The following is a 25,670-nucleotide window of genomic DNA, read 5'->3' on the forward strand; positions in this document are numbered from 1 at the left end:
CCATCGGCTTCGCGCGACGGCTCAACGGGCCGGCCGCTCCGCCGGCGCCGCACCACGACACCTCACTCCGAGGAAGACCATGGAACACTTCACCGCGTGGCAGCTGGTCGTCTCACTCGTGCTGGTCGCCGTCGTCATCTATCCGTATGTCCGCATCGTGCGGCGCACCGGGCATTCGGGCTGGTGGATCCTGACGATGTTCGTCCCGGTCCTGAACTTCATCATGTTGTGGGTGTTCGCGTTCGCGCGCTGGCCCACCGTCGACGATCGGCAGCCCTGATCGTCGCGGCCGCTGCTGCCAGGCTTGTCCACAGATTGTGTTGGCAAGCATGTGGATAGCCTGCGCATACCGCAATCAAGCACTTGATCCGTAAGACTTTGTCCGCGCCGCCTCAAATGCGGCACGCGGCCGGGAAAGTGCCGCTCGCCCGCCCCTTTGCGACGTGACGAGCGCCTTCCGCGGAGCGACGCGGCTTGTCCACAGATTGTGTTGGCAAGCGTGTGGATAGCCTGCGCATACCAGGGCCAAGCGCTTGATCCGAAAGACTTTGTCCGCGCCGCCTCAAATGCGGCACGGCGGCCCGCGCCACGCCGGATGCGGCCGCGCGCGGGCTTGTCCACACTTTTTGTTGGCAAGCATGTGGATATCCTGAGCATGCGTGACCTAAGTCGTTGATCGCACAACGTTTGATCGCGCAGGTCACGGCTGCGGCACGGCGTGCACGTGGATCGCGTCACACACGTCGTGCCCCCTCTTCAACCGAATGCCCGGACCACGATGCGTGCGGCCGACGCGATCACGTCGTCCTTCGCGCGCGCATCGGCACGCGCCTGCGTGTAGTACACGGCCAGCGCGATCGGCGCACCCGACGGCGACCACATGACACCCGCGTCGTTGGTCGTCCCGTAGTCGCCGGTGCCCGTCTTGTCGCCGACCGTCCACCCCGCCGGTACGCCCGCACGGATCCGCTTGTCGCCGACCTTGTTGCCGCGCATCCACGCGACGAGCTGCGCACGCTGCGCGGCCGGCAACGCGTCGCCGACCATCAGCACACGCATGCTCGCGGCCATCGCGGCCGGCGTCGTCGTGTCGCGCAGGTCGCCCGGCAGCGCGGTATTCAGTTCGGTCTCCCATCGATCGAGCCGGAACGTGTCGTCGCCGATCGAGCGCGCGTAGGCCGTCACCGCCGACGGGCCGCCGAGCAGTTTCATCAGCAGGTTCGCGGCCGAGTTGTCGCTGTACTGGATCGCAGCCTCGCACAGCGCGGCGACGGTCATGCCGTCTTCGACATGCTTCCCCGACACCGGCGAATAGTTGACGAGGTCGGCCTTCGTGTACGTCACGCGCTGTTGCAGCAACGCCGGCCGATCGACGCTCTGCGCCAGCACCGCCGCACTCAGCATCGCCTTGAACGTGCTGCAGAACGGGAAGCGCTCGTCCGCACGATGTTCCGCGCGCCGGCCGGTCGCGATGTCGATCGCGCATACGCCGAGGCGGCCGCCCGCGCTGCGTTCGAGCTCGGCCAGCATCTGCCCTGCGGCAGCGGGCGTCACGGCCGCCGCCGCAGCCGCGGCCGTTGCGTCGTCCGACGCCGTGGCCTGCCGCGACGCGCATGCGGCAACGGTCAACGCAAGCGGCGCCGTCGCCGCGGCCAGCAACAGGGTTCGACGTTTCGATGAGTAGGTCATGTCGGTTGTCTCGTGGTGGAATGTGAGCGAAAGGGGGGTGAACGCGCCCGGCCGGCGAGACAGCACTATCGGGACTTTACGGTTGCCTGACAAGCAACGATAATTGAGCGCTGACAAAAGAAATTCTTATGACCAAGCTCCGCCCTCATCTTCCGCTCAATGCGCTGCGCGCGTTCGAATCGTCGGCGCGCCATCTGAACTTCACGCGCGCCGGCCTCGAGCTGAGCGTGACCCAGGCCGCGGTCAGCCAGCAGGTGCGCTCGCTGGAGGAGCGGCTCGGCTGCACGCTGTTCACACGGCTGCCGCGCGGCCTCGGGCTCACCGACGAGGGGCGCGCGCTGCTGCCGGTGCTAAGTGACGCGTTCAGCCGCATCGAGACCGTGCTCAAGCAGTTCGACGGCGGGCGCTTCCACGAGGTGCTGACGCTCGGCGTCGTCGGCACCTTTGCCCTAGGCTGGCTAATGCCGCGCTTGAGGCAGTTCGGCGATACGCATCCGTTCGTCGAGCTGCGGATGCGGACCAACAACAACGTCGTCGACCTGGCCGCCGAGGGCCTCGACTTCGCGATCCGCTTCGGGGAAGGCAACTGGCCGGCCACGCGCAACGAGCGCCTGCTCGACGCGCCGCTCACCGCGCTGTGCGCGCCGGACATCGCGCGGCGCCTCGCGCAGCCGGCCGATCTCGCGAACGAAACGCTGCTGCGCTCGTACCGAACCGACGAATGGCACGGCTGGTTCGACGCCGCGCAGCTTGCGCCATGGGCGGTCAACGGGCCCGTGTTCGATTCGTCGCGGCTGATGGTCGAGGCCGCGATGCAAGGCGCGGGCGTCGCGCTCGCGCCGGCGTGCATGTTCGCACGCGAACTGCAGCTCGGCCTGCTCGTGCGACCGCTCGACATCGACGTGCGCGCCGGCGGTTACTGGCTCACTTCGCTGAAGTCGAAATCGCTCACGCCGGCAATGACGCTCTTTCGCGACTGGATCGTGGCCGAGGCGGCCGCGACGGCGCAGGCCGAATGACACGGCCCGGCTTGTCCACAGAAAGTGTTGGCAAGGATGTGGATATCCTGGGTACCCGGGACCTAAGCCCTTGATCGCGCACGAATTAGCGCGCCGACGCAGACATCGGGCAGTCGCTGTTCACGGGCTTCGCGAGCGGGCCCTGAGCGGCCCGATCCCCAACTGTCGCGACGCAATCGATTGTGAGTTATCCACAGAATATGTTGGCAAGCCTGTGGATATCCGTCAAATGCGGCGCGTAACATCCTGATACAAAAGGGGATTCAATATACGGACCTTGCGAGGTCAACCCTGTGGCAGCGCCGGCGCTTTCGCACGGCCCGCGCGGCACCCGGCGCGGGGGCCGCACGGTTCTCCACAGATTGTGTTGGCAAGCTTGTGGATATCCTGCGCACCGGCCACCTAACTCATTGAGCGCACGGGGTTTTGTGCTTCATCTACAGAATCGGGCAGCCCCGGCGCAGCCGTGCGGCAGGCGCGGGGGCCGGGGCCATCCGGGCATCAATGCCGGTCGAGCCCGCCGCGCAATTCGCTCGCCTTGTCGCGCAGCGCCTCGTAACCCGAGCGCGCATGCTCGGGCAGGTCGGGATCGCCGATCAGCGCGCCGAGCGTTTCGATCAGGCTGAACAGGATGCCCTTCGCCGCGCCGACCGCGATGCTCTGCGATTCGATCGACTTGTGCAGGTGGTCGACCGCCGCTTCCAGATTCTCGAGCTTGTGCTCGCTGTCGTCGGGCCGGTTGTCGGTCGTCATCGTCTACCTCCGCCATCGTTCAAGGGTCATGTCACGATTCTATGCCGCTGCGCGCGAACGTGGCGCGACATCGCGCAACGTTCGCGCAGCGCCGCGCTACAGCACCGCGATCACCTTCACGCGACCCGGCTGCTCCGCCGCCGCGACGACCTGGCCGTCGACACGGCGGAACGTGAGCGACACGGTTTCGTCACCGACGCGCAACGCGTCGATCCGCAGCCAGTCGACACCTTCCGGCAGCGTCGGGCGCTCGACGCGCACCTCATGGCGCGATGCGTCGATGCTCACGCCGAGGCAGGCCTGCAGCATCATGAACGGCGCACCGGCCGCCCACGCCTGCGGCAGGCAGGCCACCGGATACGCGGTCGGCGGTTCGCCGCGCCGGCGCGGGAATCCGCAGAACAGCTCGGGCAGGCGCATCTCGAAGCTCACCGCCGCCTCGAACAGCGCGCGCAGCAGGTTCACCGCGGCGGTCTTGTCGCCGTAGCGCGCCAGCCCGCGCGCGATCAACGCATTGTCGTGCGGCCACACCGAGCCGTTGTGATACGCCATCGGGTTGAAGCGCGGCTGGCCGGCCGCGAGCGTGCGGATGCCCCACCCCGTCTGGAACAGCGCCGAGCCGAGCACGCCGGCGACCGCCGCGCCGCGTTCGGCGTCGGGCAGCCCGAACGCGAGCAGGTGGCCCGCGTTCGACGCGAACACGCGGCACAGGTCGCCATGACCGTCGAGCGCGATGCCGTAGAAATCGCCTTCCGGCATCCAGAACAGCGCGTCGACCTGCTCACGCAGCGTCTTCGCGCGCAACGCGTAGCGTGTGGCATCGGCCGCGTGGCCGCGCCGGTGCGAGCACATCGACATCGCATCGAGCGCCGCGCACGCATACGCCTGCACCTCGACCAGCGCGATCGGCCCGTCCGGGAAGCGGCCGTCCGCGTGGAACACCGAATCGTGGCTGTCCTTCCAGCCCTGGTTCGCGAGGCCGCGCTCCGACGTGCGCTGGTAATCGAGCAGTCCGTAAGGATTGCGGTCGCACTTGTCGATCACCCATTGCGCGGCGCGCTCGAGCGCGGGCCACAGCTCGTCGATCAGCGCATCGTCGCCGGTGCGTTCGACGTAGGCACCCGCGAGCACGATGAACAGCGGCGTCGTATCGACCCCGCCGTAGTACAACGCGAACGGCACCTCGCCGGTCGCGGCCATCTCGCTGCGGCGGAACTCGTGCATGATCTTGCCGGGCTCCGCGTCGCGGAATGCGGAAGTCTCGCGCGCCTGGTGCTCGGCCAGGAAGCGCAGCACGCCGCGCGCGAGCGACGGCTGCAGCCACAGCATCTGCAGCGACGTGATCACCGCGTCGCGGCCGAACGGCGTCGAGAACCACGGAATGCCCGCATACGGGTACGGCCCCGTGTCGAGCTGCGTCGTGAGCAGCCCGAGATCCGCGAGCGAGCGGTCGAGCCACGCGTCGAACAGCGGATTGCCGGTGTTCACGCGCGCCATCGATTCGCGCCGCGCGCGCATCTCGCGGTGCACGCCGACGAGCGCGGTGCGCAGCGCGACGCGGCCGCATCCCGGCCCTTCCGCATGCGCGGGGCCGAGCGTCGCGTCGACGGTCAGGTAGATCGACACGCAGGCCTGCGCGGCGATTGTCAGCGTGTAGTCGGCACGATCGACCGACAACGCATCGGGCGCCGGCGAGAAATGCACGGTCACGTTGCGCTCGACGCCGTCGAGGCCGTCATAGCGCAGCCGCACCGCGCCCGCGTCGACGCGCGGCGCCACCACGGTGCCGCGCTTCGGGCGCTGCGTGCCGCGCACCTCGAACATGTCCTTGAAATCGGCCGCGAACGACAGCGACAACGGCACCTCGGCTTCGCTCGCGCCGTAGTTCGTCAGCGTCAGCGCTTCGTAAAGCACGTCGCCCGCGAGCACGCGCATCCGCTCGATGTGGATCACGCCCTCGGGCGTTTCGTGGCCGCCGAGCGGCGGCAGCGGACGGTTCGTCAGGTGTGCGGTGAACGACGCGTTGTCGGCGCTCGTCGCGCCCGACAGCAGCGACGGTGCGCGACCGCCGAAGGTCAGGCGCCACTTCGACAGCACGCGCATGTCGTCGACGAACAGGCCGTCGTCGTGACCGCCGATGTCGCCGAGCGCGTCGCTGACCACGAAGGCGTCGCCGGATTTCAGGACGTACTGGTTGTTGCGCGCCAGTGCCTGCGGATCGGCTTCGGGCGCGATGAAGGCGGGGCCCGACGGCGGAGTCTGGGCAACAGGCGCGACTTGCGGCGCCTGGGTCGTCGTGGCTTCAGCGTGATTCGGCATCGATGCTCCTGTGTCGGGTCGCAACGCGCGGCGCGTCGCGTGTTTCGCACAGGATAGGACAGAACGGGGGACGCGCGCAGCGAGGAAAGCGACGCGATGCCAGGCGGCGTGATCGTCGCGGCAAGCCCCCGCCCCGCGTTACGAAGACAGGCTCATCAGATAAACCATCGGCCGGAACGAAACCGGTCGCGCATCGGGGTTCACCCACAGCCGCACCGCATACACCGCGTAGGCCGGCACTTCGCGCCAGCTCGAGTAGACGTCGCGCAACTGGAAACGGCGCGGATACGCGGCGGAGATGTCCGCTGGCGCGATGCCGACGCGCTCGAACGCGAGGCGCGCCCGCGCGAGGTGGTAATACTGGCTGACGATCACCACGCGCGACACGCGATGCGCCTGCAGATAGGCGAGCGTGTGCTGCGCGGTCGCGAGTGTGTTGTCGCCTTGGTCGTCGAGCGCGATCCGGTCGGCCGGCACGCCGCGCGCCACGAGATAGTCGCGCATCGCGGTCGCCTCGTTCAGCCCCGGGCCGTCGATCGCGCCGCTGACGAGGAACGCCGGGCACTGCCCCGTGCGGTAGCAGCGCACGCCCACGTCGAGCCGGGCGGCGAGCACGGGCTTCGGCGCGCCGGCCTCGTCGAGCGCGTTGCCGAAGATCACGGCGACGTCGGCCGGCTCGCTCGGCATCCGCATCCCGTACGCGACGAGCGCCACGGCCGCGACGATCCAGAGGCACGCGACGACGACCAGCAGGCGGCCCAGGCGGGCAAACACGCCCCGTTTGGTGTGGTTTTTCAAGGTTTTCGGTCTCTCAGGTCGTCGGGCGTAGCGGCTTGCCCCGCCCCGGACGGGCGCGTCACGCTAGCACGGTGCGCGTTCGGGTGTCCACGCAACGGACCGATGCAGGACCGCGGACGGCCTTCCTGAAAGTCGACCGGAGACGCCTACCCGGCGAAGCGGGTACGCATTACGGAGATCGAAAGAGTGTCAATGCGCGCGCCGCTCGGCGACGCCTGGCCGGCACGACCCGGATCAGTCGACCTGGCACATCGTGAGCCGCCCCATCGCCTCGCCCGCGCCGCGCACTGCGCAGGTGGCCGGCTCGTCGGCGATCCGGGCGACGAGCCCCGTCTCGTCGTACAGCAGGCGTTCGATATCCGCGAGCAGCGCGCCGCCGCCCGTCAGCACCACGCCGCGATTCGCGATGTCGGTCACGAGCTCGGCCGGCGCGTTCTCCAGCACCGACTTCACCGCGCCGATCACCTGCTTGAGCGGCGCGGCCAGCGCATCCGCCACGTCGTGGTTGGACAGTTCGATCGAGCGCGGCAGCCCGTCGCCGACACCCCGCCCGACCGCGCGCGTCGACCGGCGCGGCACCGCGCTGGTGGCCGAGCCGATCGTCTGCTTCACGTGTTCGGCCGTCTGTTCGCCGAGCAGCACGCCATACAGGTTGCGCACATGGTTGACGATCGCCTCGTCGAACTGGTTGCCGCCCACGCGAATCGCCTCGCGGTAGACGATACCGCCGAGCGCGATCACCGCGACTTCGGTCGTCCCGCCGCCGATGTCGACGACCATCGAACCGACCGGCTCGGTCACCGGCAGGCCCGCGCCGAGCCCGGCCGCGAGCGATTCCTCGATCAGTTCGACCTCCGATACACCCGCGGCGAAGGCGGCCTCGCGGAGCGCGCGGCGCTCGACGGCCGTCGCATCGGACGGCACGCACAACGTGACTTCGACGCGGCGGCCGAAGCGCGAACGCGTGCGCGACATGTCGATGAAGCTGCGGATCATCTGCTCGGCCGCGTGCGCATCGGCGATCACGCCGTGCCGCATCGGCCGCACGGCTTCGAGGTGCCCCGGTTCGCGGCCGAGCAGCGCCTTCGCGAGCTCGCCGACGGCCTCGAGCGTCGGCCGGGCGTCGGTCGCACCGGCACCCGCCTTGCGGAAGCAGACGACCGACGGCTGGTTCAGCACCACGCCGCGTTCGTGCGTATAAATCCGCGTACTCGCCGTTCCAGGGTCGATCGCAACGGGTTGCGCAAACAACTTTCCGAACAGCGGTGTCGACATATCAAACCTTTGTAATCGAACGGACCAGGGCAGCCGCACCATATTTCGCGGCGCGTCCATGCCGCCCCATCACGAACTTAGCGGCAATTCGTTCCGATACTTTAGGCAATTCTGATGATTTTTTCGCGACTGAATTGTCAAAAATGCCGTTCCGGACGCCTCCGGCTACGCATCAGCCTCTCGCATTGCGCCTGTAAAACACGGTAATCTCTCGGTCTTGCCTGCTCCCGGCAGGCCTCAGACGCCCGATCACGCCAGGTATTTCCTCCATGACAGCGACCGTTTCCTTCCGCTGGGCGCGGGTGCGCCCGCTTTGCACGACGCTCGTCGCCTTCTGGTGCTGCACGGTCGCCGCGCAACCGCTGCCGGCCGCCGACTCCGCCGCCGCGGCCGCGGTCACCGCCGCCCCGATCCCCGCCCCGGTCGCTGCCGCCAGCGCGCCGGCTGTCACGCCCGCCGCATCCGGGCACACCTGCGAAGCCGACGGCGGCCCGGCCGGCCGCCCGTCGATCGGCCTCGTGCTGTCCGGTGGCGGCGCGCGCGGCTACGCGCATCTCGGGATCCTGAAGGTACTGGAAGACAACCGCATCCCGATCGACTGCATCGCCGGCACCAGCATGGGCGCCGTGGTCGGCGGCCTGTACGCGAGCGGCATGGCCGCCGGCGAGATGCAGACGCGGCTGTCGGAGGTCAACCTCGCGGACATCGCGTTCGACGTGACGGAGCGCGCGGACCTGCCGCAAACCAGCCGGGAGGACGAGCGCCTGTACATCAACGGGCTGACGCTCGGCTTCGGCAAGAAAGGCGTGAAAGTGCCGGTCGGCCTCGTGCAAGGCAACCGGCTGCAGGCGCTGCTCGCGAGCTGGACGGCCGCCGTGCCGACCAACCAGCCGTTCGACCGCCTGCCGATCCCGTACCGCGCGGTCGCGACCGACCTGCAGACGGGCCAGATGGTGGTGCTCGACCACGGCTCGCTGCCGCTCGCGATCCGCGCGAGCATGGCGATGCCGGGCCTGTTCGCGCCGGCCGAGATCAACGGGCGCGCGCTCGTGGACGGCGGGCTCGTCAGCAACCTGCCCGTCGACACCGCGCGGCAGATGGGCGCGAACGTCGTGATCGCGGTCGACATCGGCTCGCAACTGCGTCCGCTCGACGCGCTCGCGTCGCCGGCCGACGTGATGCAGCAGATGGTCGGCATCCTGATCCGCCAGAACGTGACCGCGCAGCGCAAGCAGCTCGACGCGCAGGACGTGCTGCTCACGCCGGACCTCGGCTCGCTCGCGTTCACCGATTTCCAGAATGCGAAGCAGGCGATCGCCGCAGGCGCTGCCGCCGCGACCGCGGCGCTGCCCAAGCTGAAGCGCTTCGCGCTCACGCCGGAACAGTACGCGGCCTACAAGTCCGCGCACGCGCAGCCGCTGCCGCCGCCGATCCGCATCACGCGCATCGACATCAAGACCTCCGGCGGCGTGCCGAAGCAGGTCGTCAGCAACGCGCTGCACGTGAAACCCGGCGACACCTACGATCCGGACACCGTCAGCCAGGATCTGCTCGGGCTCACGACGGGCGGCAACTTCGAGAGCGTCACGCAGCAGATCGTGAGCCACGGCAACGAAAACGTGCTCGAGATCGACGCGCGCGAGAAATACTGGGGGCCGAACTTCCTGCTGTTCGGGCTCGGCATGTCGAGCAGTTCGACCGACGAAGGCGGCTTCCGCCTGCACGTCGGCTACCGGCGGCCGTGGCTCACCGAATCCGGGCTCGAATTCCGCGCGGACACGACGATCGGCAGCGACCTGCAATCGGCGCGCATCGAGTTCCGCCAGCCGCTGTCGATGGCCTACGGCGTCTATCTGTCGCCGTACGCGGAATACCAGCGCCGCTACGCGAACCTGTACGACGACACCGGCGACGTGAAGATCACGCAGTACCTGATGCAGACCGCACGCGCCGGGCTCGATTTCGGCCTGCCGATCGGACGACTCGGCGATTTCCGGATCGGCCTCGGTTACGTGACCGGGCACGGCTCGCCGACCTACAACGTGCCGTTCGACGACGGCAACGGCCAGACGCTGCTGTGGCCCAGCTTTACGTCGCAGGCGCTGACCGCGCGCGCGCGGCTCGTGATCGACCAGCTCGACGATCCGCTGTTCCCGCGCAAGGGCTATTTCACCGAGCTGCGCGTCGAACGCTCGCTGGTGTCGCGCAACGGGGGCTCGGCGTCGGACTTCGACGACAGCATCAACACCGCGCCCTACACCGAGATCTACGGCAAGGCGATGGTCGCGCAGCAGTTCGGCCGGCACAGCGTCAGCGCGACGATCGAAGGCGGCAAGAGCATCGGCGGCACCAACCTGATCAACGCATTCAATTTCACGCTCGGCGGCTTCCAGCATCTGTCCGCGTATGCGGCCGACCAGTTGAACGGCAACGAGCTCGCGTATGCGCAGGTGACCTACATGAACCAGTTGATGACGTTCAACGCATCGCCGGTCAAGGCGCTGTCGGTGGGCGCCAGCGCGGAAGTCGGCAACGTCTGGTCGAGCGGCCAGAAGGTCGGCGGCGGCGCGCTCAAGCAGAGCTATACGTTCTTCACGAGCCTGTCGACCGCGTTCGGGCCCGTGTACATCGGTGTCGCGCTCGCGCCCGGCGGCCGCCGCAACTTCTACCTGCAGCTCGGCCGGACGTACTGAGCGTGCGCGGCTGCCGCTTCGGCGGCAGCCGCGTCTCCATCGCGCCGCCCGGCCCGGTCAGAACTCCGCCGCCATCGCGACCGCGCGGGCTTGCGCCCGTTCGATGCTGTCGCTGGCCCGCGCGCCCCACGTATGTTCGACGGTCAGGCTCCTGACCTCGCTCACGCCGATGAACCTCAACCAGAATTCGATGTAGTCGGCCTGGTGCCGGAACCCGGGATTGTCGGCGCCCGCGCCGGGCTCCCGGCTTTGCCCGCGAACATGGATCACCAGCGCGCGCGGAATCTCCAGCAACGGCGCGTACGCGTTCCCGTCGAACGTAAACAGCATGTTCCGCTGGCTGACGAGATCGATCAGCTGCTTGAGCTTGTACGGATAGCCGAAATTCCACATCGGCACGCCGACGACGATCCGGTCCGCCGCCTGAAAACGCTTCACGAGCGACTGGATGCGCCGCCAGATCGACTGCTCCGCGTCATCCATCGGCGCGTTGGCAACGCCCTTGTACTTGGCGCCGATCGCCTCGCTGTCGAAGTCCGGCAAGTCCTCCTCCCAGACATTCAGCGTATCGACGTCGATCGTGGCGCCCGTCTCGCGGTACGCATCGACAAAGGCATTGGCGACCGCGATCGAAGCCGACCTGGCGCCGCGGGGAGAAGACACGATATTCAAAAGCCGCATGATGTGTGACCCGGACAGGAATGCATGAACAAGGGGGCGGCCATCGTGGCAGCCCCGGCTTCACTGCTGCGTCGCGGGCGGCCCGCCTGCGCTTTCAGGGATCGGCCCGCCGATATAGTTGCAATTGCAATCGTAATGCAAAGCGCGTACGCGTGGCAAACGAATCGCCACGCGATGGCGGTGCGCGGAGGCATCGAGACGAGGAAGGTACGGCGGGAACGGCCGGCGACGCGCTCGAGTCCGGCGCGTGCGGCTGTGTGCTGTCGTGCTGTTGTTACTTTCGGGCTCGGCGCCCGCGACGTGTATTGCTAGACCGGCCAGCTGATCTCGAAGCGCGCGCCGCCGAGCTCGACGGGATCGACGACCGCGATCCGGCCGTTGTGCGCGTGGAGCACCTGTCGCGTGATCGACAGGCCGAGGCCATAGCCGCCGGTGCGGCGGTCGAGGCGCACGAATGCGTCGAAGATGCGCTCGCGTTCGCTCTCCGGCACGCCGGGGCCGTCGTCCTCGACGAAGATCCCGATGTTGCCGTGCACGAGCGAGATCCCGACGACGATCCGCGATTTCGCGTACTTGCTCGCGTTGCGCAACAGGTTGCGCATCGCATACGACATCAGCCGCCGGTCCATCTTCACGCGCAGGTCCGATGCGATCGCGATGCGCGACTCGATCGTGCGCTCCGGATACAGCAGCTGCGCATCGCTGACCTGATGCTCGAACCACGCGACGGGGGCCGTCATCTCGAGGTTCGACTGCAGCGAGCTGTATTCGAGCCGCGCATACGTGAGGCTCATGTCGATCAGTTCCTCGAGCTCGGTCACGTCCTGCGCGATGCTCTCGAGCGCGCCCTGATATTCGGCCGCGGAACCCGGTTCGCGCAGCATTTCGAGCGCGAACCGCACGCGCGCAAGCGGCGTGCGCAGCTCGTGCGAGATGCCGTTCGTCAGGTCGCGCTGCGCGGCGATCAGCCGTTCCATGCGCATCGCGAGCGCATTCAGCGTCCGCGCGAGCGGGCCGATGATCACGCTGTGCGATTCGCGCGCACGCGTGTTGAAGCGTCCGCCCGTGAAGTCGATCGCCCGCTCGCGCACCATCACGAGATCCGACCACACGGGCCGCATCCACCGGTACGCCGCGAGCGCGGGTGCGGCGAACACGAAGACGAGCACGATCCAGATGTCGCCGGGCAGCGAGTCGAACGCATGCCACACGACCTGCGGTGACAATTCGACGCACAGCGCGAGCGCCGGCACGAGCGCGGTCAGCAGCACGAGGCCGAGCAGATGCAGGTACGTGCGCACGTAAAGGCGCGACCAGCTCGGAATGCGGTCGGCGCGCGTGTCGGTCCATGCGCGGCGGAAATGCAGCCAGCGCCACTTGACGTAGCGCAGCGTCGGCAGCGGCGGTGCATCGGGGTGCGAACGGGTTCGTCGGATCATCTCGGCTCCCGGCCGGCGGGTGGAATACCCGCGCGGAATGTGGCGGCGTCGTGCGAGCGCCGCGTCATTCCCACGCGTGCTTGCTGAATTGATAGCCCTTGCTGCGGATCGTCTTGATCCGCTGCGGGTTGCTCGCGTCGTCGCGCAGCTTGCGGCGCAGCTTCGAGATGCGCCCGTCGATCGTGCGGTCGAGGCCGTCGAATTCGACGCCGCGCAACTGCAGCATCAGGTCGTCGCGGCTGACGACTTCGCCCGCATGGCAGACGAGCGCCCACAACAGGTCGAATTCCGCCGACGTCAGGTCGGGCGTGCTGCCGTCGGGCAGCACGACGGAGCGGTCGGTGCGGTCGATCGAGAACTTGCCGAACGCGTAGCGCTCGGGCTGCGGCGCGGTGCTCTCGGCCACGCGCGCGGGCGCGCGGCGCAGCTGGGCCTTGATCCGCGCGAGCAGGATGCGCGGCTCGACCGGCTTGTGCACGTAGTCGTCCGCGCCGAACTCGAGGCCGAGCAGTTCGTCGAACGGCTCGTCGCGCGCCGTCACCATGATGATCACGCCGTCGTACTGCTTGCGTGCCTCGCGGCAGATTTCGAAACCGTCCTTGCCCGGCAGGTTCACGTCGAGAATCACGAGATCGGGACGAATGGACAGGATCGCCGGCACCGCGGCGTCACCATGCAGCACAGTGTCGACTTCATAGTCGTTCTTGCGCAGGTAGCCGGCGATCAGCGTGGACAGGCGGGTGTCGTCTTCGACGAGCAGGATGCGAAAAGACATGGGCAGCGGTCGGGTCATCGGGGAAGCCGCGGCGGCGGCGCCGGCCCGTGCCGGACGCCGGCCATTGGCCGAAACGTACCGCATGATACTGCGCCGGCCGATTGCCTGTTCAGAGGTCTTGAAAATAAGGGCGCGATATCGTCCGAGCTTGACGAATCGGCGCCGGGACGGTTCCATACGGGCTCGCCTGAATCCGGCCACTCACCTACCCGCCTGACTTGATGAATTACCAGAAGATCCTCGAACGCATCCACACCGAACTCGCCCCCTGGATTGGCCAGGGCCGGGTTGCCGACTACATTCCCGAACTCGCGAAAGTGCCTGCCGACAAGTTCGGGATGGCCGTCGTGACGCTGGACGGAAACGTTTGCACGGTCGGCGATGCGTACGAACGCTTCTCGATCCAGAGCATCTCGAAGCTGTTCGCGTGCACGCTCGCGTTCCAGCTGCTGGGCGACGAACTGTGGGAACGGGTCGGCCGCGAGCCGTCCGGCAACGCGTTCAATTCGCTGGTCCAGCTCGAAAGCGAGCGCGGCAAGCCGCGCAATCCGTTCATCAATGCCGGTGCGCTGGTCGTCACCGACGTGCTGTGCCGCCGCTTCGTGAAGGCCGAGACGGCGCTGGTCGAATTCGTGCGGCGGCTGATCGGCGCGAACGACATCGACTACGATTCGCGCGTCGCGCAATCGGAGTTGCAGCACGCGGAGCGCAACCGCGCGATGGCGCACTTCATGGCGAGCTTCGGCAACATGCAGATGCCGCCCGACACCGTGATCGACGCGTATTGCCGCCAGTGCGCGATCACGATGAACTGCGTCGAGCTCGCGCGCGCGGCGCTGTTTCTCGCGAACGGCGGCGTCGCGCCGGTCACCGGCGAGCGGATCGTCGATTCGAGTTCCGCGAAGCGGCTGTCGGCGCTGATGCTGACTTGTGGCACCTACGATGCGGCGGGGGATTTCGTATATCGCGTCGGGCTGCCCGCGAAGAGTGGTGTCGGCGGCGGGATCGTCGCGGTGCTGCCGGGCGAAATGGCCGTTTGCGTGTGGGCGCCGGGGCTCGATGCGAACGGGAATTCGCTGGCGGGGACACTGGCGCTGGAATGGTTGACGACTTATTCGGGACGGTCGATTTTTTGAGGCGGCGGGTTAGGCGCGCCTTATCCGGCGGAACGGCGCTAGGCGAATATCGGCGCGCTCAATGGAGAACTCGCCATTCGGCAGCAATCGACCCCGCCGGGACATGCACCGGTTCACACAGCGAGATTACAAAAAATGAAAATACTCCTCGTCGCTTCACTGGGAATAGCATTGCTTGCTCGATCATCACTCGCCTTCGCGGGTAGTGAAAACGGGAAACAGATCTTCCTGGCGAGATGTGCGATGTGCCACGGAGCAGATGCCAGAGGCACGGGGCCATTGGCCAATAAAAGCAATCCGCCCACGCCCGACCTCACGACGCCCGCCTTCAAAAAGCGGCTCAACGATTATCCGGGCGTCATTGTCTCGTCGATCATCCTTCGCCCCAATGGGGACCTGATTCCGAAGACGTTGCGAGAGAATGGCGTAAAACTCCCGCCCCACTCGTGGACAGTCCAGGATTTCCGCGATTTGAATCAATACATGAGTGCATTGATTTTAAAGAATTAAATATTTTGGCACGGTTTTGTATTGCCGGCGTCCCGGCACGTTGGCGCTGGAGTGGTTGACGACTTATTCGGGACGGTCGATTTTTTGAGGCGGCGGGGTTAGGCGCGCCTTATCTGGCGGAACGGCGGCAGAGTCATATCGGCGCGTGCGCTTGATGGGGAATCCAGCCATCGGCTGTGCTCGACCCAACCGGGTCGCACAAAACGCCGAACTCCAAAAGGCCGTTTCCGCAGGTAAAACGGTCACTCGCATGCAGGCGGATGTCGATTCGGTGCAAGCCGCGCCGCTAGAAATTGCGCGCCACGCCGACCATGAACATGTCCTGGTCCTTGTCGTTGCCGGTTGCGACACGATTAAAGCGTAAGCTCGCCGCCCAATCGTTCGTTACCTGATAGGTCACCTGCGCGCTGAGCAAGGCATTGAGTCTCGTTTTACTCGCGACCTCGTCCCGATCATGCGAGAGATACGGGCCCACACCTGCCGAAAGCGTCCATTTGCTCTTGATCGGCGCGACATACCAGAATTGCGCCGCCACACCTCTGCGGCCGGCGACGCCGTTATTGCCTTCGTAGACGAAGCTCGCCGAATAGGCCCACGCATTGCCGAGCGGCCGCTTGACTTCGACCATATACCCTTTTTCGATAGGCACTTGGGGACGGTTCGTCTGCGATGTCCCGGCCCAAACGCCAACCTGCGTCTTGCCGTCCGACAAAGCCGGGCCAGGGTCGCCGCCAAAATCCGAGCCGATGCCGAACAGCACCGCGTCGGAGTTGAATCCGTCGATCATCTGCACGTGGTTGTATTGCAACTTGAGGAAGAAGCGGTTGGGAACGACGTAATAGCGCACCGCTGCCGAGGCGCGCACGCCCCACCGCTTTTCATTACGCGGCTGGTCGTTGACATGCGTCGTGTCCATGCTGAAATACGGCCCCGCCGACAACTCGAGCGCCAGGCGATCGCCGACCGGCCAACGAAACGAACCTATGGCGGCGAAGCCGTCACGGTGGTGATCGAGGGGATGCCCCTCGTTCAGATACGCGAGGTAGACCGAGAGGTAGTCATTCAAGACATCGCCGAAGCCGACTTCGTAGGCACGCCAATGCATATCGCCACCGTTGGTCGCGCGTCCGTCGCCGTACACCGCATAGGCGTTGATCGTTCTTTCCGATGGCTTGAACCCGGTCGGCACGCTCGCAGGAGCGTCCTCGGCGTACGCGAGGCCTGCGCCTGCCAGACATCCCAGACCGACGATCGAGCTTGCGAGGACGAAGCGCGAATAGATGCGACGGCACTGTCCCATTTGGACACCCCCTCACCTTGGTAACCGCGATTTCTCGGGCAAGATGACGACGATTATAGGCAGCCTCGGGTAAGAGGGGTAATAGGGGCAATCCGCACAACTTCGGCCGCTGCCCCTTACAGGCAAAGGTCGGGCGGCCATGATCCGATCCGTCGTCATCGCTGAATTCCGGATTCAGCGATCGGCTATCGTCGGAGACGATGACGGCGACCGCCAGTACATTGCCGGCAGGCAGGAATGCGACGCCGGCGTGACGGTCGCCGGCTCGCAGCACGATAAAACCTACGAAAATCGCATCGGCAGCCGACCCGCTTTTCCGGTACAAATCTGGGACGCTGACATTCCCCGCGGGCTATTGGAGACTCTCGTTCATGACTCGGCAACACGCACCGGATATCGCAACGACAACCCGCACGAACCCCGGCGACAGCCCGTCCGCGCCGATTCCCGCCATCGTGCCGTCGAGCACCGCGCTGCTCGTCATGCATTACCAGACCGACATCCTCGGCCTCTTTCCGTCCGTCGCGCCCGAATTGCTCGCCAATACGCGCCGACTCTGCGATGCGGCGCGGGCCGGCGGCATCGGCGTCTGGTTCGCGAACCTCCGGTTCAGCCCAGGCTATCCGGAAGTCAGCCCGCGCAACAAGAACGGCCAGGGCATCAAGCAGCTCGGCCGCTTCATCAACGACGGCCCGTGCCCGGAACTCGGCCGGCAAGACGACGAGCCGCTGATCGTCGCGCACCGCGCCAGCGTGTTCTTCGGCACCGATCTGCAGGCGCGGCTGGTCGAGCAAGGGGTCGACTCGCTGATCATGGTCGGCATCGCGTCGACGGGCGTGATGCTGTCGTCGATCGCCCACGCGAGTGATGCGGACTTCCGCTTGTATACGGTCAAGGATTGCTGCTACGACCCGGATCCGGTAGTTCACGAGCATCTGTTCGCCACCGCCTTCGAATCGCGCACGACGGTGCTGTCGCTCGCGGACGCGTTGCGGCTGCTTGAGTAAACAAGCGGGCGCGCGGGCGCGACAGGCCAGCGGCTCGACGCGAATCGGGCCGAGCCGGTTCCCTTCAGGATGACGTCGATGCCGGCGACGAGCTGCTCGCGCTCGTCGCGCGCGGCCAGTTGCGCCGCCACCTTGCACACGAACGGATACGCCGCCGGATCAAGTCGCGTCCTCGCGAGCGATGCGAAAGACCGGCCGGGATGGCGCACCGTGCTCGTGCGGCCCGACGGTGTCGTCGCGTGGGCCGGTGACAATGCGTCGAACGTCGACGAAGCCGCACACGCGGCGACGCGATGGTTCGGCCAGGGCTGTGCCTCGTCGCCTACCCCATCGTGACCGGCGACGGCGCGCACGTTATCGCGCGCACCGCCCCTTCTTTCCCCGTTACTTCGCGATATACACACCCGACGTCGGGCACGTGCCCTGCGTATTGCCGTCCGTCACGAGCGAGGCGGCGCTCGGGAACTGCATGGTCGCATTCGTCTTCACCGCGATCCACGCTTCGGTGAAGTAGCTGACGCCATTCGTCTTCGTGCACTTCAGCGACACCGCGCTGCGCGTGTTGCTGCCGAACGCGCCTTCGAACGCCGACAGCAACTGGTTGCGCGTGACCGTCTTGCCCGCGTTCGCCTGCAGGAACGCGTTGAACGACGTGTTGCCGAGCCGGCTGATCATGCCCGACGCCTGGTTCCAGTACGCGTCGGGCGATGCCGAATTCGAGCAGGTGCCGTGCTTGAACCACTCGTGCTTGTCGAGGCAGGACGCGACGCCCGGCATGTACGTCGACAGCGTGTTACGGGTCGCGCTGCTGATCGGGTACGCATCCATGCTGCACCACTGGTGCGCGTTGTCGAGGTCGATGTCGTTCTGCGGCACGCCGCAGTAGAACGGCTGGTTGCCGTCGTAGTTGTTCGGCCACAGACCATGCAGCGACAGGCTCGTCGCCGCGTACGTGCCGGCGAGGTTCGTGCATTCGGGCGTGTCGTGCGACGCGCAGAAGCCGGGTTCCCACGACGCGGCGAGCAACAGGTAGTCGTAGCTGGTCTGCGCGGTGGCGTGCAGTGAAACGGAAGCGACGGCGAGTGCGGCAGCGGCGCGGGCGAGCGTCTTGAGCATGGCGTTTCCTCGGAAAAGGCTTGCGGTCGCGGGATGCGCCGCAAGGTTGTCGAATGTCTGCCCGCGATTGTTGCCGACGCAACATGGCACGAATGTGAAGGTGGACGAAAGATTCCGGCGGCACGCGCGCAGGTGCGGGTACGCGCCGGCGCGTCGCGCGCCGCTTCACATGTCTGAAGCGCGCCGCCGACGCGGCGGCACGCCGCCCCTCACGACCCGGCGCCCAGCTGCGTGCACGCGCGCGTGATCGACTCGGGGCCTTCGAGCGCGAGGATCTGCCACACGCCGATGCTGACGCGCTGGCGCGCCGCCGTCGACGCATCGGCCAGCAACGCCTCGACGCGCGGTGCGGCGTCCGGCGCCTGCTGCTTCAGCGCCGCGTGATGCCGCGCGCGCGACGCCGGTTCGGATTCGTAGACGTCGCACAGACGCACCATGCCGGCGAGACCGGCGAGGTCGTCATCCTTGTCGATCGCGCCCGGCTCGACCGGCGCGAGCCCCTTGCGCTCCGCCGCCGGCAGCTTGTTGCGCGCACCTTCGTCGATCGACGTGGCGGATGCCGGCGGCAGCCCGCCGATCGCCGCGACGATCCGGCTGCCCGCGGCGATCATGTCGCCCTGGCACTCGATCTTCTCGGCGGCCGCGACGTTCGAGCAGAACGACACCGACGTGCGGTACACGTCGTCGCTCATGCGCGGCACTTCGTCCGCGCTCGCTTGCGCGAAGCCGGCGCTCGTCAGCGCCAGCGCGGCGGGAATCAGGATGCGGAATGCTCTCGTCTTGTTCATTGTTGTTTGGGTAGGGGAGTTCTCGTGGCGGGCAACATCGCGCGGCCGCGCGGTGGCGGCCGCAGTGACGCCGGGCCCGCGTCCGGCGGCACGCGATCACTTCATCGACGCTGCCTCCGATCCGCCGGGCGACAGTGCCGCGTGGTCCTGCTCGCGCCACGTGCGGCGCGACGTCATGATCGCCTTCACGGCCGAGCGCGCGACCTTCCACCACGCGAACGGCCGCGGGTCGGCGAGCATGCTGAGCGCGCGCGCATAGTCGAGCGTGAGCCCGGGCGTCCACGCCATCGTCACCGCGCGCTTGCGGATCTGCGCGGCGACCCACAGCTCGGGCGTGAGCAGCAGCCGCACGAACGCGCCCCACCCGGCCCGCGCGCCTTTCAGCCGCCACACTGCGCCGTCGAGCGCGGCTTCGAGCGCGTTCGACACCGTGCTCGAGCAATTGCGGTGCGTGAGGTTGTACGTCAAGTTCTGCCGATACGACGTCCAGAAGGCATCCAGCTTCGCCGGATCGTAGTTGCGGATCCGCACGCGCACGGTCGACGGGCACCACGCCTTCGACTCGGTCGCGTAGTCGGGCTGGAACAGGCCCGGCACGTCGTTCTCACGCGTCGCGCGCAGGATGCGCGTGAATTCGTCCGGAGAACGATCGATTTCGACGCCAGGATACAGGCTGATATAGATGCCCTCGGGCGACTCCAGCGCCGCGTGTCCGGTAGAAATCACACCGTTGACGTCCACCGCCGCGATATAGCGGTCGATCACCGGATAGCGCTGCGCTTCGGCCTTCGACGTGCCGGTCGGCGTCCACACGTGCACGGTGAGCGCATGCTCGCCGTCGGCCGGCGGGCCGTCCCATTCGGATTGCGCGAAATGCGGCCGGTCGCTCGCATCGTCGAGATCCGGTGCGAGCGCCGGTGCCGGCGACGTCGCGAACGCCGGATTGCGCGTCAGCCGCCGCACGCGAGCGGCGAGGCTCAGCATGTGCATCCCGCCGAACATCAGCAGCAGCCCAAGGCAATACGGCACGGTGCCGACGTAGTGCGTCGGGTACGGCTGATAGAAGAAGATGGCCAGCATGATCTCGACGACGCCCCAGGCGAAGGCGACGTTCCAGCGGCGATAGCGCACCATCCACGCTGCAGTGCACTGCAGCAGCCCGTCGACGAGGAACAGCGTGCCGAAGATCATCGACAGCAGGAAATGGCCATGGTGATGCCCCGCGAACACGAGCCCGGCGGCGACCACCACCACGATCCCCTTCACGTAGCGCAGGATGCGCTGCCCGCCGACGCCGCTGCCGGCCACCGCGAGCGTCGCGAGCCCCTCGATCAGGAATAGCCACGCAAAGATCTGGATCGGGAAGTGCAACGCGCCATCGAGCGCATCGACGAAGATCACGACGCCCGCGACGACCCACACCCAGCCGAGCACGGTCAGCCCGCGCCAGCGCGTGCGCAAGTATTCGATGCCCAGCAGCAGCAAGACCAGTCGTACCATCGCGCCCTCTCGTCATTTTTTTGGGATACGCGCGGGTCACGCGTGTCCTGTCGTTTCGACCGCGCATCGTGCAGCGCGCCGGCCGAAAAAGCGGTAATTCGTACCGGCACGTCATGCCTCGACATGACCGTTGGCGGCCGGTATCCCTCCGCACTGGCCGAATAATAAGATATGGCGGAGAGGGTTGAAAGCGGCGACGAGAACGTTGTCGGCATCGCACGGACCGGGGCCACCGACCGCTGCCAAGGCAGATTTCCCGTTCGACAACACGCGGTGGATACGCGAGAATCCGGCTTCCGAGGGCGAAAGCCACTGAACTGAACCGCACAGACGGGACAACAACAATGAACATATCGATCACGCGCCGGCGCCTGCTGGCCGCCGGCGTGGCCGCCAGCAGCCTCGCGCTGTCGGGCTGCTTCACGCCGAAGCTGTACAAGGAAGACGGATACAGCGAGCACGTGTCCGGATTCATGATGACCGAGGACGGCAAGAAGCTCGTCGTCATGGGCATGGACTACCATTACATCTTCGATCTGCCGGCGCAGTTGCGGCCGGTCTTGATGTCCAGTTACCGTAAATCGCTGCGCACGACGTTCGCCGCCTTTCATGCGAGCGGCGGCAGCATCACGGGCCAATACCGTATCTTGCTGCCGAAGGACGCGTCGGACGACGATCGGCAGGCGGCCGCTGCCGACGGCTTCACCGCCGCGCAGGCCGGCCTCGTGCTCGAAGGCGACATCAGCGGCAAGCGCTATTCGACGGAAGGGTTCGTCGAAAAGTACAAGACGAGCACGCAGCCGTTCAACCAGCCGTACTCGGTCTACATCAGGCAATCGCCGTCCGCGCTCGGCATGGGGCTACGGATTCTCGCCACGCCGGTCACGGTTGCCGCCGACGGCGTGCTCGTGCTGGGCGGCATCGTGCTCTTGCCGTTCGCGGCAATTGCGATCAACGCGAACGGCGGCATCCGGATCATGTAAAGGCGTGCGGTACGAGCGCAACAGGAGCACCACCATGACCGCCTCCCCCCTTCACGCCCCGCCGCTCGGCCCGCAACTCAAGCGCTGGCGCGCGCTGCATCGCGTCAAGCAAAGCCATGCGGCCGAGCTGTTCGGCGTCGCGCAATCGACGATCTCGCGCTGGGAAGCCGGCCGCCAGCAGATGTCGCCCGACGAGCGCGCAACCGCCGAGCGCCTGCTCGCCGCGCGCCTCGATTCGGCCGGCGATCACGCGCTCGCGCGGCTCGTCGCGGGCAGCGCGGGCCGCATGCACCTCGTGTGCGACCTCACGCACCGCCTGCTCGCTTCTTCTCGGGCGCGCACGGCCGAATTCTCGCAACCGCTGTCGATGCTGCTCGGCACGTCGCTGTGGCGCTACGCGACGCCGGAGATCGTCCGCATGGAAACCGCGCTCGACACGCTCGGCTGGCATGACCACGCGGGGCCGCCGAGCGTCGAATTCGACACCGGTGCGAATGCGTCGCGCGTCGTACCGATCCGCGGCAGCATGTGCCGGTGGACGCGGATGACGCTGTCGGACGGTTCGGCCGTGCGGCTCGTGGAGACGCTCCAGGATGCGTGATGGCCGGGTCGCGATGAAGCACCGCATGCCGGCAACGGTGCGGCAGCCTTCAACGTGTCCGGCACGCCGCGCAAACAATACCAACGTGAACGGCAGCACGCCCAGGGGACATGCCACATGTCGATGCTTGTCATGCGAGAACTCGTGATCGTCGCGTTCATGCTCTATATGGGCGCGGCCGTGCTCGTTGCGCTTCGCTCGGGTGTGGCCAACGCCGGCGGCAGGCGCGTGACGCGCCGCCGCAGCCCCTGGCTGTTCAGCCTGATCGTCGGTGTTCAAACGGGCTTCTTCGCGCTGTTCTGCTGGGCCGGGCTGTTTGCAAAGTAGCGGCGCGGCAAGCGCCATCGCCACGCATATTTCATGCGTGGACGAAGCAAACCCACCCGCATTACGCTAGGCGGCTCATCGCAAGGACTCCGACCATGCCCCCCGATACGATCCACGCGCGGCTCGCTTTCCTGCGCGAAGCCGAACGCCTGAAGGATGTGCTGCGCAGCGGCCACACGTCGTCCGGGCGCGCGGAAAGCACGGCCGAGCACAGCTGGCGGCTGTGCCTGATGGCGCTCGTGTTCGCTGACGCGCTACCCGGCATCGACACGTTGAAGCTGCTGAAGCTGTGCGTCGTCCACGATCTCGGCGAGGCGCTGCACGGCGACGTTCCCGCGATCGAGCAAGCCGCGCACCCCGACAAAAGCGCGCAAGAACGCGACGACCTGCTGACGCTGACCGCGCCGCTCGATCCCGCGCGGCGCGACGAGATCGTCGCGCTCTGGGATGAATATGAGGCGGCGGCGACGCCGGAAGCACGTGCGGCAAAGGCGCTCGACAAGCTCGAGACGATCCTGCAGCACAACCAGGGCAGCAACCCGCCCGATTTCGACTACGCGTTCAATCTCGGCTATGGCCGTCGCTACACCGACGCCGTTCCGCTGTTCAGCGCTATCCGTGAGATCGTCGACGCCGACACGCAACGCCGGATCGACGCAGGCGTGCAGCGCGCGTAAGCTCGCGGGATCGGGCCCGCGGTACCGCACGCCCCTGTTCGCTCGAGGCCTGACGCATGACGCAAAACATCTACGACGACCCGGCCTTCTTCGAAGGCTACAGCCGCCTGAACCGTTCGATTCACGGCCTCGACGGCGCACCCGAATGGCCCGCGCTGCGCGCGCTGCTGCCGGGCCTGCGCGGCCGCAACGTGCTCGACCTCGGCTGCGGCTACGGCTGGTTCAGCCGCTGGGCGGCCGATCAGGGCGCGGCAAGCGTGCTCGGCATCGATGTCTCCGAGCGCATGCTCGAACGCGCAGCCTCGACCGCCGCGCATCCGGCGATCACGTACCGCCGCGACGATCTCGAAACGCTCGCGCTGCCCGATGCCGCATTCGATCTCGCCTACAGCTCGCTCGCGTTCCACTACGTCGTGCACCTCGACACGCTGCTGCGCACGATTCATCGCGCGCTCGTGCCCGGCGGGCGGCTCGTGTTCTCGATCGAGCATCCCATTTACACGGCGCCGCGCCGGCCCGGTTTCGTCGTCGATGCGCAGGGCAACCGCGCCTGGCCGCTCGACGGCTACCAGCGCGAAGGCGAACGCGTGACCGACTGGCTCGCGCCGGGCGTCGTCAAGCAGCACCGCACGCTCGGCACGCTCGTGAACCTGCTGATCGGCAGCGGCTTCACGCTCACGCACCTGGACGAATGGGGACCGACGCAGGCGCAGGTCGATGCGCTGCCCGCGCTCGACGAGGAACGCGACCGGCCGATGATGGCGCTCGTCGCCGCGCAGCGCTGACGCACGTCAGCGCACGTCAGCGCACGTCAGCGCACGCCGCGACACCCGCACGAACCTTCGCGTACCGTTGTCACGGTCCGCAACAATGACGCCGCACGGCCTCCGTTCCCGTGCGGCGTTCGCACAATTCAGCACAATTTCCACACGATTTGGCGGGATGTCCTCGCTTACCATGAGCGGCTGATTCGACTCGGCACGCCCGCGCGATGCGTACGCGGATGCCGTCGCGGGCACCCTGCCCCACCGGCGACGCCGACCGGATCGTCCCGCCCGGCCGCACGCATTGCCGGCACCGCCTGATCCTCGCCGCACGCTCATGACTCAGAAGACCCATCGCCGCCGGCGCATCGTGCTGGCTACCCTTGCCATCGTGGCGATCGCCGCCGGCGTCACGCTGAAGGCGTGCGCGCCCGACAAGCATCCGCAATACCTGTCCGCGCCCGTCTCGCGCGGCGATCTCGAGAACGCGGTGCTGGCGACCGGCGCGCTGCAGGCATTCCGGCAGGTCGATGTCGGCGCGCAGGTATCGGGGCAGCTGAAATCGCTGAAGGTGAAGCTCGGCGACAAGGTCACGAAGGGCCAGTGGCTCGCCGAGATCGATCCCGTAATCTCCGAAAACGCGCTGCGCCAGGCGCGCGCCAGCGAAGAAAGCCTGCGCGCGCAGCAGCAATCGACCGCCGCGCAACTGACGCAGGCCGAACTTGCATTCAAGCGCCAGCAGGCGATGCTGCCCGACGATGCGACCTCGCGCGAATCGTTCGAGGCCGCACGCGCGACGCTCGACGTGCAGCGCGCGACCCTCGCGTCGCTCGCCGCGCAGATCCGCTCGGCCCGCATCCAGATCGAAACCGCGCAGGCCAACCTCGGTTACACGCGCATCGTCGCGCCGATCGACGGCGAAGTCGTCGCGATCGTCACGCAGGAAGGCCAGACCGTGATCGCGCAGCAGCAGGCGCCGGTGATCCTGAAGCTCGCCGATCTCGACACGATGACCGTGAAGGCGCAGGTATCGGAAGCCGACGTGATCCGCGTGCGTGCCGGCCAGACCGCGTATTTCACGATCCTCGGCGAACCGGACAAGCGTCACTACGGCAAGCTGCGCGCGATCGAGCCGGCGCCGCAGAACTATGCCGAAGCGCAGAGCCCGCTCGGCGGCGGCACGAAGCCGAATTCGGCCGTGTTCTACAACGCGCTGTTCGAAGTGCCGAACCCCGAGCATCGGCTGCGCATCTCGATGACCGCGCAAGTCAATATCGTGCTCGACAATGCACGCAACGCGCTCAACATTCCGGCCGCCGCGCTCGGCGAAAAACGCCAGGACGGCACCTACGCGGTGCGCGTGCTGCGCGCCGACGGCAGCACGGAAACGCGCAACGTCCGCATCGGCATCAACAACAACGTGCGTGTCGAAGTCCTGGCCGGCCTGAAGGACGGCGAACGCGTCGTGATCGGCGACGCGGCCGGTGACGACCACGCACCGCTCGCGGACGTGGTGTGAC

Annotated in this window: 25 protein-coding genes; 13 read left to right on the top strand and 12 right to left on the bottom strand. The window is 67.1% G+C overall.

What is annotated here, in order from left to right:
* Positions 1–79: 79 nt before the first annotated feature.
* The gene (locus tag CFB34_RS14615) at positions 80–280 is read left to right on the top strand and encodes a membrane protein (protein ID WP_046548390.1); all 201 of its coding nucleotides are present in this window, start codon (positions 80–82) and stop codon (positions 278–280) included.
* Between the two features lie 476 nt (positions 281–756).
* Here CFB34_RS14615 and blaPEN-bcc read toward each other — a convergent pair whose 3' ends face one another.
* Positions 757–1,689, bottom strand: a complete 933-nt coding sequence (gene blaPEN-bcc, locus CFB34_RS14620) for a PEN family class A beta-lactamase, Bcc-type (RefSeq protein WP_089441903.1) — start codon at positions 1,687–1,689, stop codon at positions 757–759.
* 128 nt (positions 1,690–1,817) lie between these two features.
* Between blaPEN-bcc and penR the strand changes: the two genes are divergently transcribed.
* The gene (penR, locus tag CFB34_RS14625) at positions 1,818–2,708 is read left to right on the top strand and encodes a beta-lactamase transcriptional regulator PenR (protein WP_089441902.1); all 891 of its coding nucleotides are present in this window, start codon (positions 1,818–1,820) and stop codon (positions 2,706–2,708) included.
* Positions 2,709–3,209: 501 nt separating this feature from the next.
* On the opposite strand, the gene CFB34_RS14630 is transcribed toward penR, so the two are convergent.
* From CFB34_RS14630 to CFB34_RS14645, 4 genes are all read right to left on the bottom strand, one after another.
* The gene (locus CFB34_RS14630) at positions 3,210–3,461 is read right to left on the bottom strand and encodes a hypothetical protein (RefSeq protein WP_011354368.1); all 252 of its coding nucleotides are present in this window, start codon (positions 3,459–3,461) and stop codon (positions 3,210–3,212) included.
* A 96-nt stretch (positions 3,462–3,557) separates the two neighbouring features.
* A complete protein-coding gene (locus CFB34_RS14635; RefSeq protein ID WP_089441901.1) occupies positions 3,558–5,780 on the bottom strand; it encodes an amylo-alpha-1,6-glucosidase in 2,223 nt (740 codons plus the stop codon).
* Positions 5,781–5,918: 138 nt separating this feature from the next.
* Positions 5,919–6,578: a YdcF family protein gene (locus tag CFB34_RS14640; RefSeq protein ID WP_089441900.1), complete on the bottom strand. Its 660-nt coding sequence runs from the start codon at positions 6,576–6,578 to the stop codon at positions 5,919–5,921.
* A 234-nt stretch (positions 6,579–6,812) separates the two neighbouring features.
* A complete protein-coding gene (locus tag CFB34_RS14645) occupies positions 6,813–7,853 on the bottom strand; it encodes a rod shape-determining protein (protein WP_089441899.1) in 1,041 nt (346 codons plus the stop codon).
* A gap of 269 nt (positions 7,854–8,122) precedes the next feature.
* Here CFB34_RS14645 and CFB34_RS14650 point away from each other — a divergent pair, with 269 nt between their 5' ends.
* Complete coding sequence (locus tag CFB34_RS14650) at positions 8,123–10,546, top strand: patatin-like phospholipase family protein (RefSeq protein WP_089441898.1); 2,424 nt, start codon at positions 8,123–8,125, stop codon at positions 10,544–10,546.
* A 57-nt stretch (positions 10,547–10,603) separates the two neighbouring features.
* On the opposite strand, the gene CFB34_RS14655 is transcribed toward CFB34_RS14650, so the two are convergent.
* From CFB34_RS14655 to CFB34_RS14665, 3 genes are all read right to left on the bottom strand, one after another.
* On the bottom strand, positions 10,604–11,227 hold the full coding sequence (locus tag CFB34_RS14655) for an NAD(P)H-dependent oxidoreductase (RefSeq protein WP_089441897.1): 624 nt from the start codon (positions 11,225–11,227) through the stop codon (positions 10,604–10,606).
* Positions 11,228–11,535: 308 nt separating this feature from the next.
* Complete coding sequence (locus tag CFB34_RS14660; RefSeq protein ID WP_089441896.1) at positions 11,536–12,666, bottom strand: ATP-binding protein; 1,131 nt, start codon at positions 12,664–12,666, stop codon at positions 11,536–11,538.
* Positions 12,667–12,730: 64 nt separating this feature from the next.
* Positions 12,731–13,441, bottom strand: a complete 711-nt coding sequence (locus CFB34_RS14665; protein ID WP_069260487.1) for a response regulator — start codon at positions 13,439–13,441, stop codon at positions 12,731–12,733.
* A gap of 221 nt (positions 13,442–13,662) precedes the next feature.
* Here CFB34_RS14665 and CFB34_RS14670 point away from each other — a divergent pair, with 221 nt between their 5' ends.
* Positions 13,663–14,577 (top strand): glutaminase, encoded by a 915-nt coding sequence (locus tag CFB34_RS14670; RefSeq protein WP_089441895.1) that lies wholly within the window; start codon positions 13,663–13,665, stop codon positions 14,575–14,577.
* A 135-nt stretch (positions 14,578–14,712) separates the two neighbouring features.
* Positions 14,713–15,087, top strand: coding sequence for a cytochrome c (locus CFB34_RS14675; protein ID WP_089441894.1), 375 nt, complete (start codon positions 14,713–14,715; stop codon positions 15,085–15,087).
* Between the two features lie 286 nt (positions 15,088–15,373).
* Here CFB34_RS14675 and CFB34_RS14680 read toward each other — a convergent pair whose 3' ends face one another.
* Positions 15,374–16,387: a hypothetical protein gene (locus CFB34_RS14680; RefSeq protein ID WP_089441893.1), complete on the bottom strand. Its 1,014-nt coding sequence runs from the start codon at positions 16,385–16,387 to the stop codon at positions 15,374–15,376.
* A gap of 371 nt (positions 16,388–16,758) precedes the next feature.
* Between CFB34_RS14680 and CFB34_RS14685 the strand changes: the two genes are divergently transcribed.
* Positions 16,759–17,394, top strand: coding sequence for an isochorismatase family cysteine hydrolase (locus CFB34_RS14685; protein ID WP_089441892.1), 636 nt, complete (start codon positions 16,759–16,761; stop codon positions 17,392–17,394).
* Between the two features lie 78 nt (positions 17,395–17,472).
* Positions 17,473–17,730: a hypothetical protein gene (locus CFB34_RS39195; protein ID WP_347404471.1), complete on the top strand. Its 258-nt coding sequence runs from the start codon at positions 17,473–17,475 to the stop codon at positions 17,728–17,730.
* Between the two features lie 48 nt (positions 17,731–17,778).
* On the opposite strand, the gene CFB34_RS14690 is transcribed toward CFB34_RS39195, so the two are convergent.
* The 3 genes from CFB34_RS14690 to CFB34_RS14700 all read right to left on the bottom strand — a co-directional run bounded on the left by CFB34_RS14690 (position 17,779) and on the right by CFB34_RS14700 (position 20,798).
* Positions 17,779–18,510: a ribonuclease T2 gene (locus CFB34_RS14690; protein ID WP_089441891.1), complete on the bottom strand. Its 732-nt coding sequence runs from the start codon at positions 18,508–18,510 to the stop codon at positions 17,779–17,781.
* 209 nt (positions 18,511–18,719) lie between these two features.
* A complete protein-coding gene (locus CFB34_RS14695; protein WP_089441890.1) occupies positions 18,720–19,298 on the bottom strand; it encodes a hypothetical protein in 579 nt (192 codons plus the stop codon).
* A gap of 96 nt (positions 19,299–19,394) precedes the next feature.
* Positions 19,395–20,798, bottom strand: a complete 1,404-nt coding sequence (locus CFB34_RS14700) for a hypothetical protein (RefSeq protein ID WP_089441889.1) — start codon at positions 20,796–20,798, stop codon at positions 19,395–19,397.
* A 344-nt stretch (positions 20,799–21,142) separates the two neighbouring features.
* Here CFB34_RS14700 and CFB34_RS14705 point away from each other — a divergent pair, with 344 nt between their 5' ends.
* The 6 genes from CFB34_RS14705 to macA all read left to right on the top strand — a co-directional run bounded on the left by CFB34_RS14705 (position 21,143) and on the right by macA (position 25,669).
* The gene (locus tag CFB34_RS14705) at positions 21,143–21,781 is read left to right on the top strand and encodes a hypothetical protein (protein ID WP_089441888.1); all 639 of its coding nucleotides are present in this window, start codon (positions 21,143–21,145) and stop codon (positions 21,779–21,781) included.
* Positions 21,782–21,815: 34 nt separating this feature from the next.
* On the top strand, positions 21,816–22,382 hold the full coding sequence (locus CFB34_RS14710) for a helix-turn-helix transcriptional regulator (RefSeq protein WP_089441887.1): 567 nt from the start codon (positions 21,816–21,818) through the stop codon (positions 22,380–22,382).
* A 117-nt stretch (positions 22,383–22,499) separates the two neighbouring features.
* Positions 22,500–22,709, top strand: coding sequence for a hypothetical protein (locus CFB34_RS14715; protein ID WP_089441886.1), 210 nt, complete (start codon positions 22,500–22,502; stop codon positions 22,707–22,709).
* Between the two features lie 95 nt (positions 22,710–22,804).
* Positions 22,805–23,386, top strand: a complete 582-nt coding sequence (locus CFB34_RS14720) for an HD domain-containing protein (protein ID WP_089441885.1) — start codon at positions 22,805–22,807, stop codon at positions 23,384–23,386.
* Between the two features lie 56 nt (positions 23,387–23,442).
* A complete protein-coding gene (locus CFB34_RS14725; protein WP_089441884.1) occupies positions 23,443–24,171 on the top strand; it encodes a class I SAM-dependent methyltransferase in 729 nt (242 codons plus the stop codon).
* 316 nt (positions 24,172–24,487) lie between these two features.
* On the top strand, positions 24,488–25,669 hold the full coding sequence (macA, locus tag CFB34_RS14730) for a macrolide transporter subunit MacA (RefSeq protein ID WP_089441883.1): 1,182 nt from the start codon (positions 24,488–24,490) through the stop codon (positions 25,667–25,669).
* The last annotated feature ends 1 nt before the right edge of the window (position 25,670 follow it).

It is taken from the genome of Burkholderia sp. HI4860 (genome assembly GCF_002223045.2).
Taxonomy (GTDB): domain Bacteria; phylum Pseudomonadota; class Gammaproteobacteria; order Burkholderiales; family Burkholderiaceae; genus Burkholderia.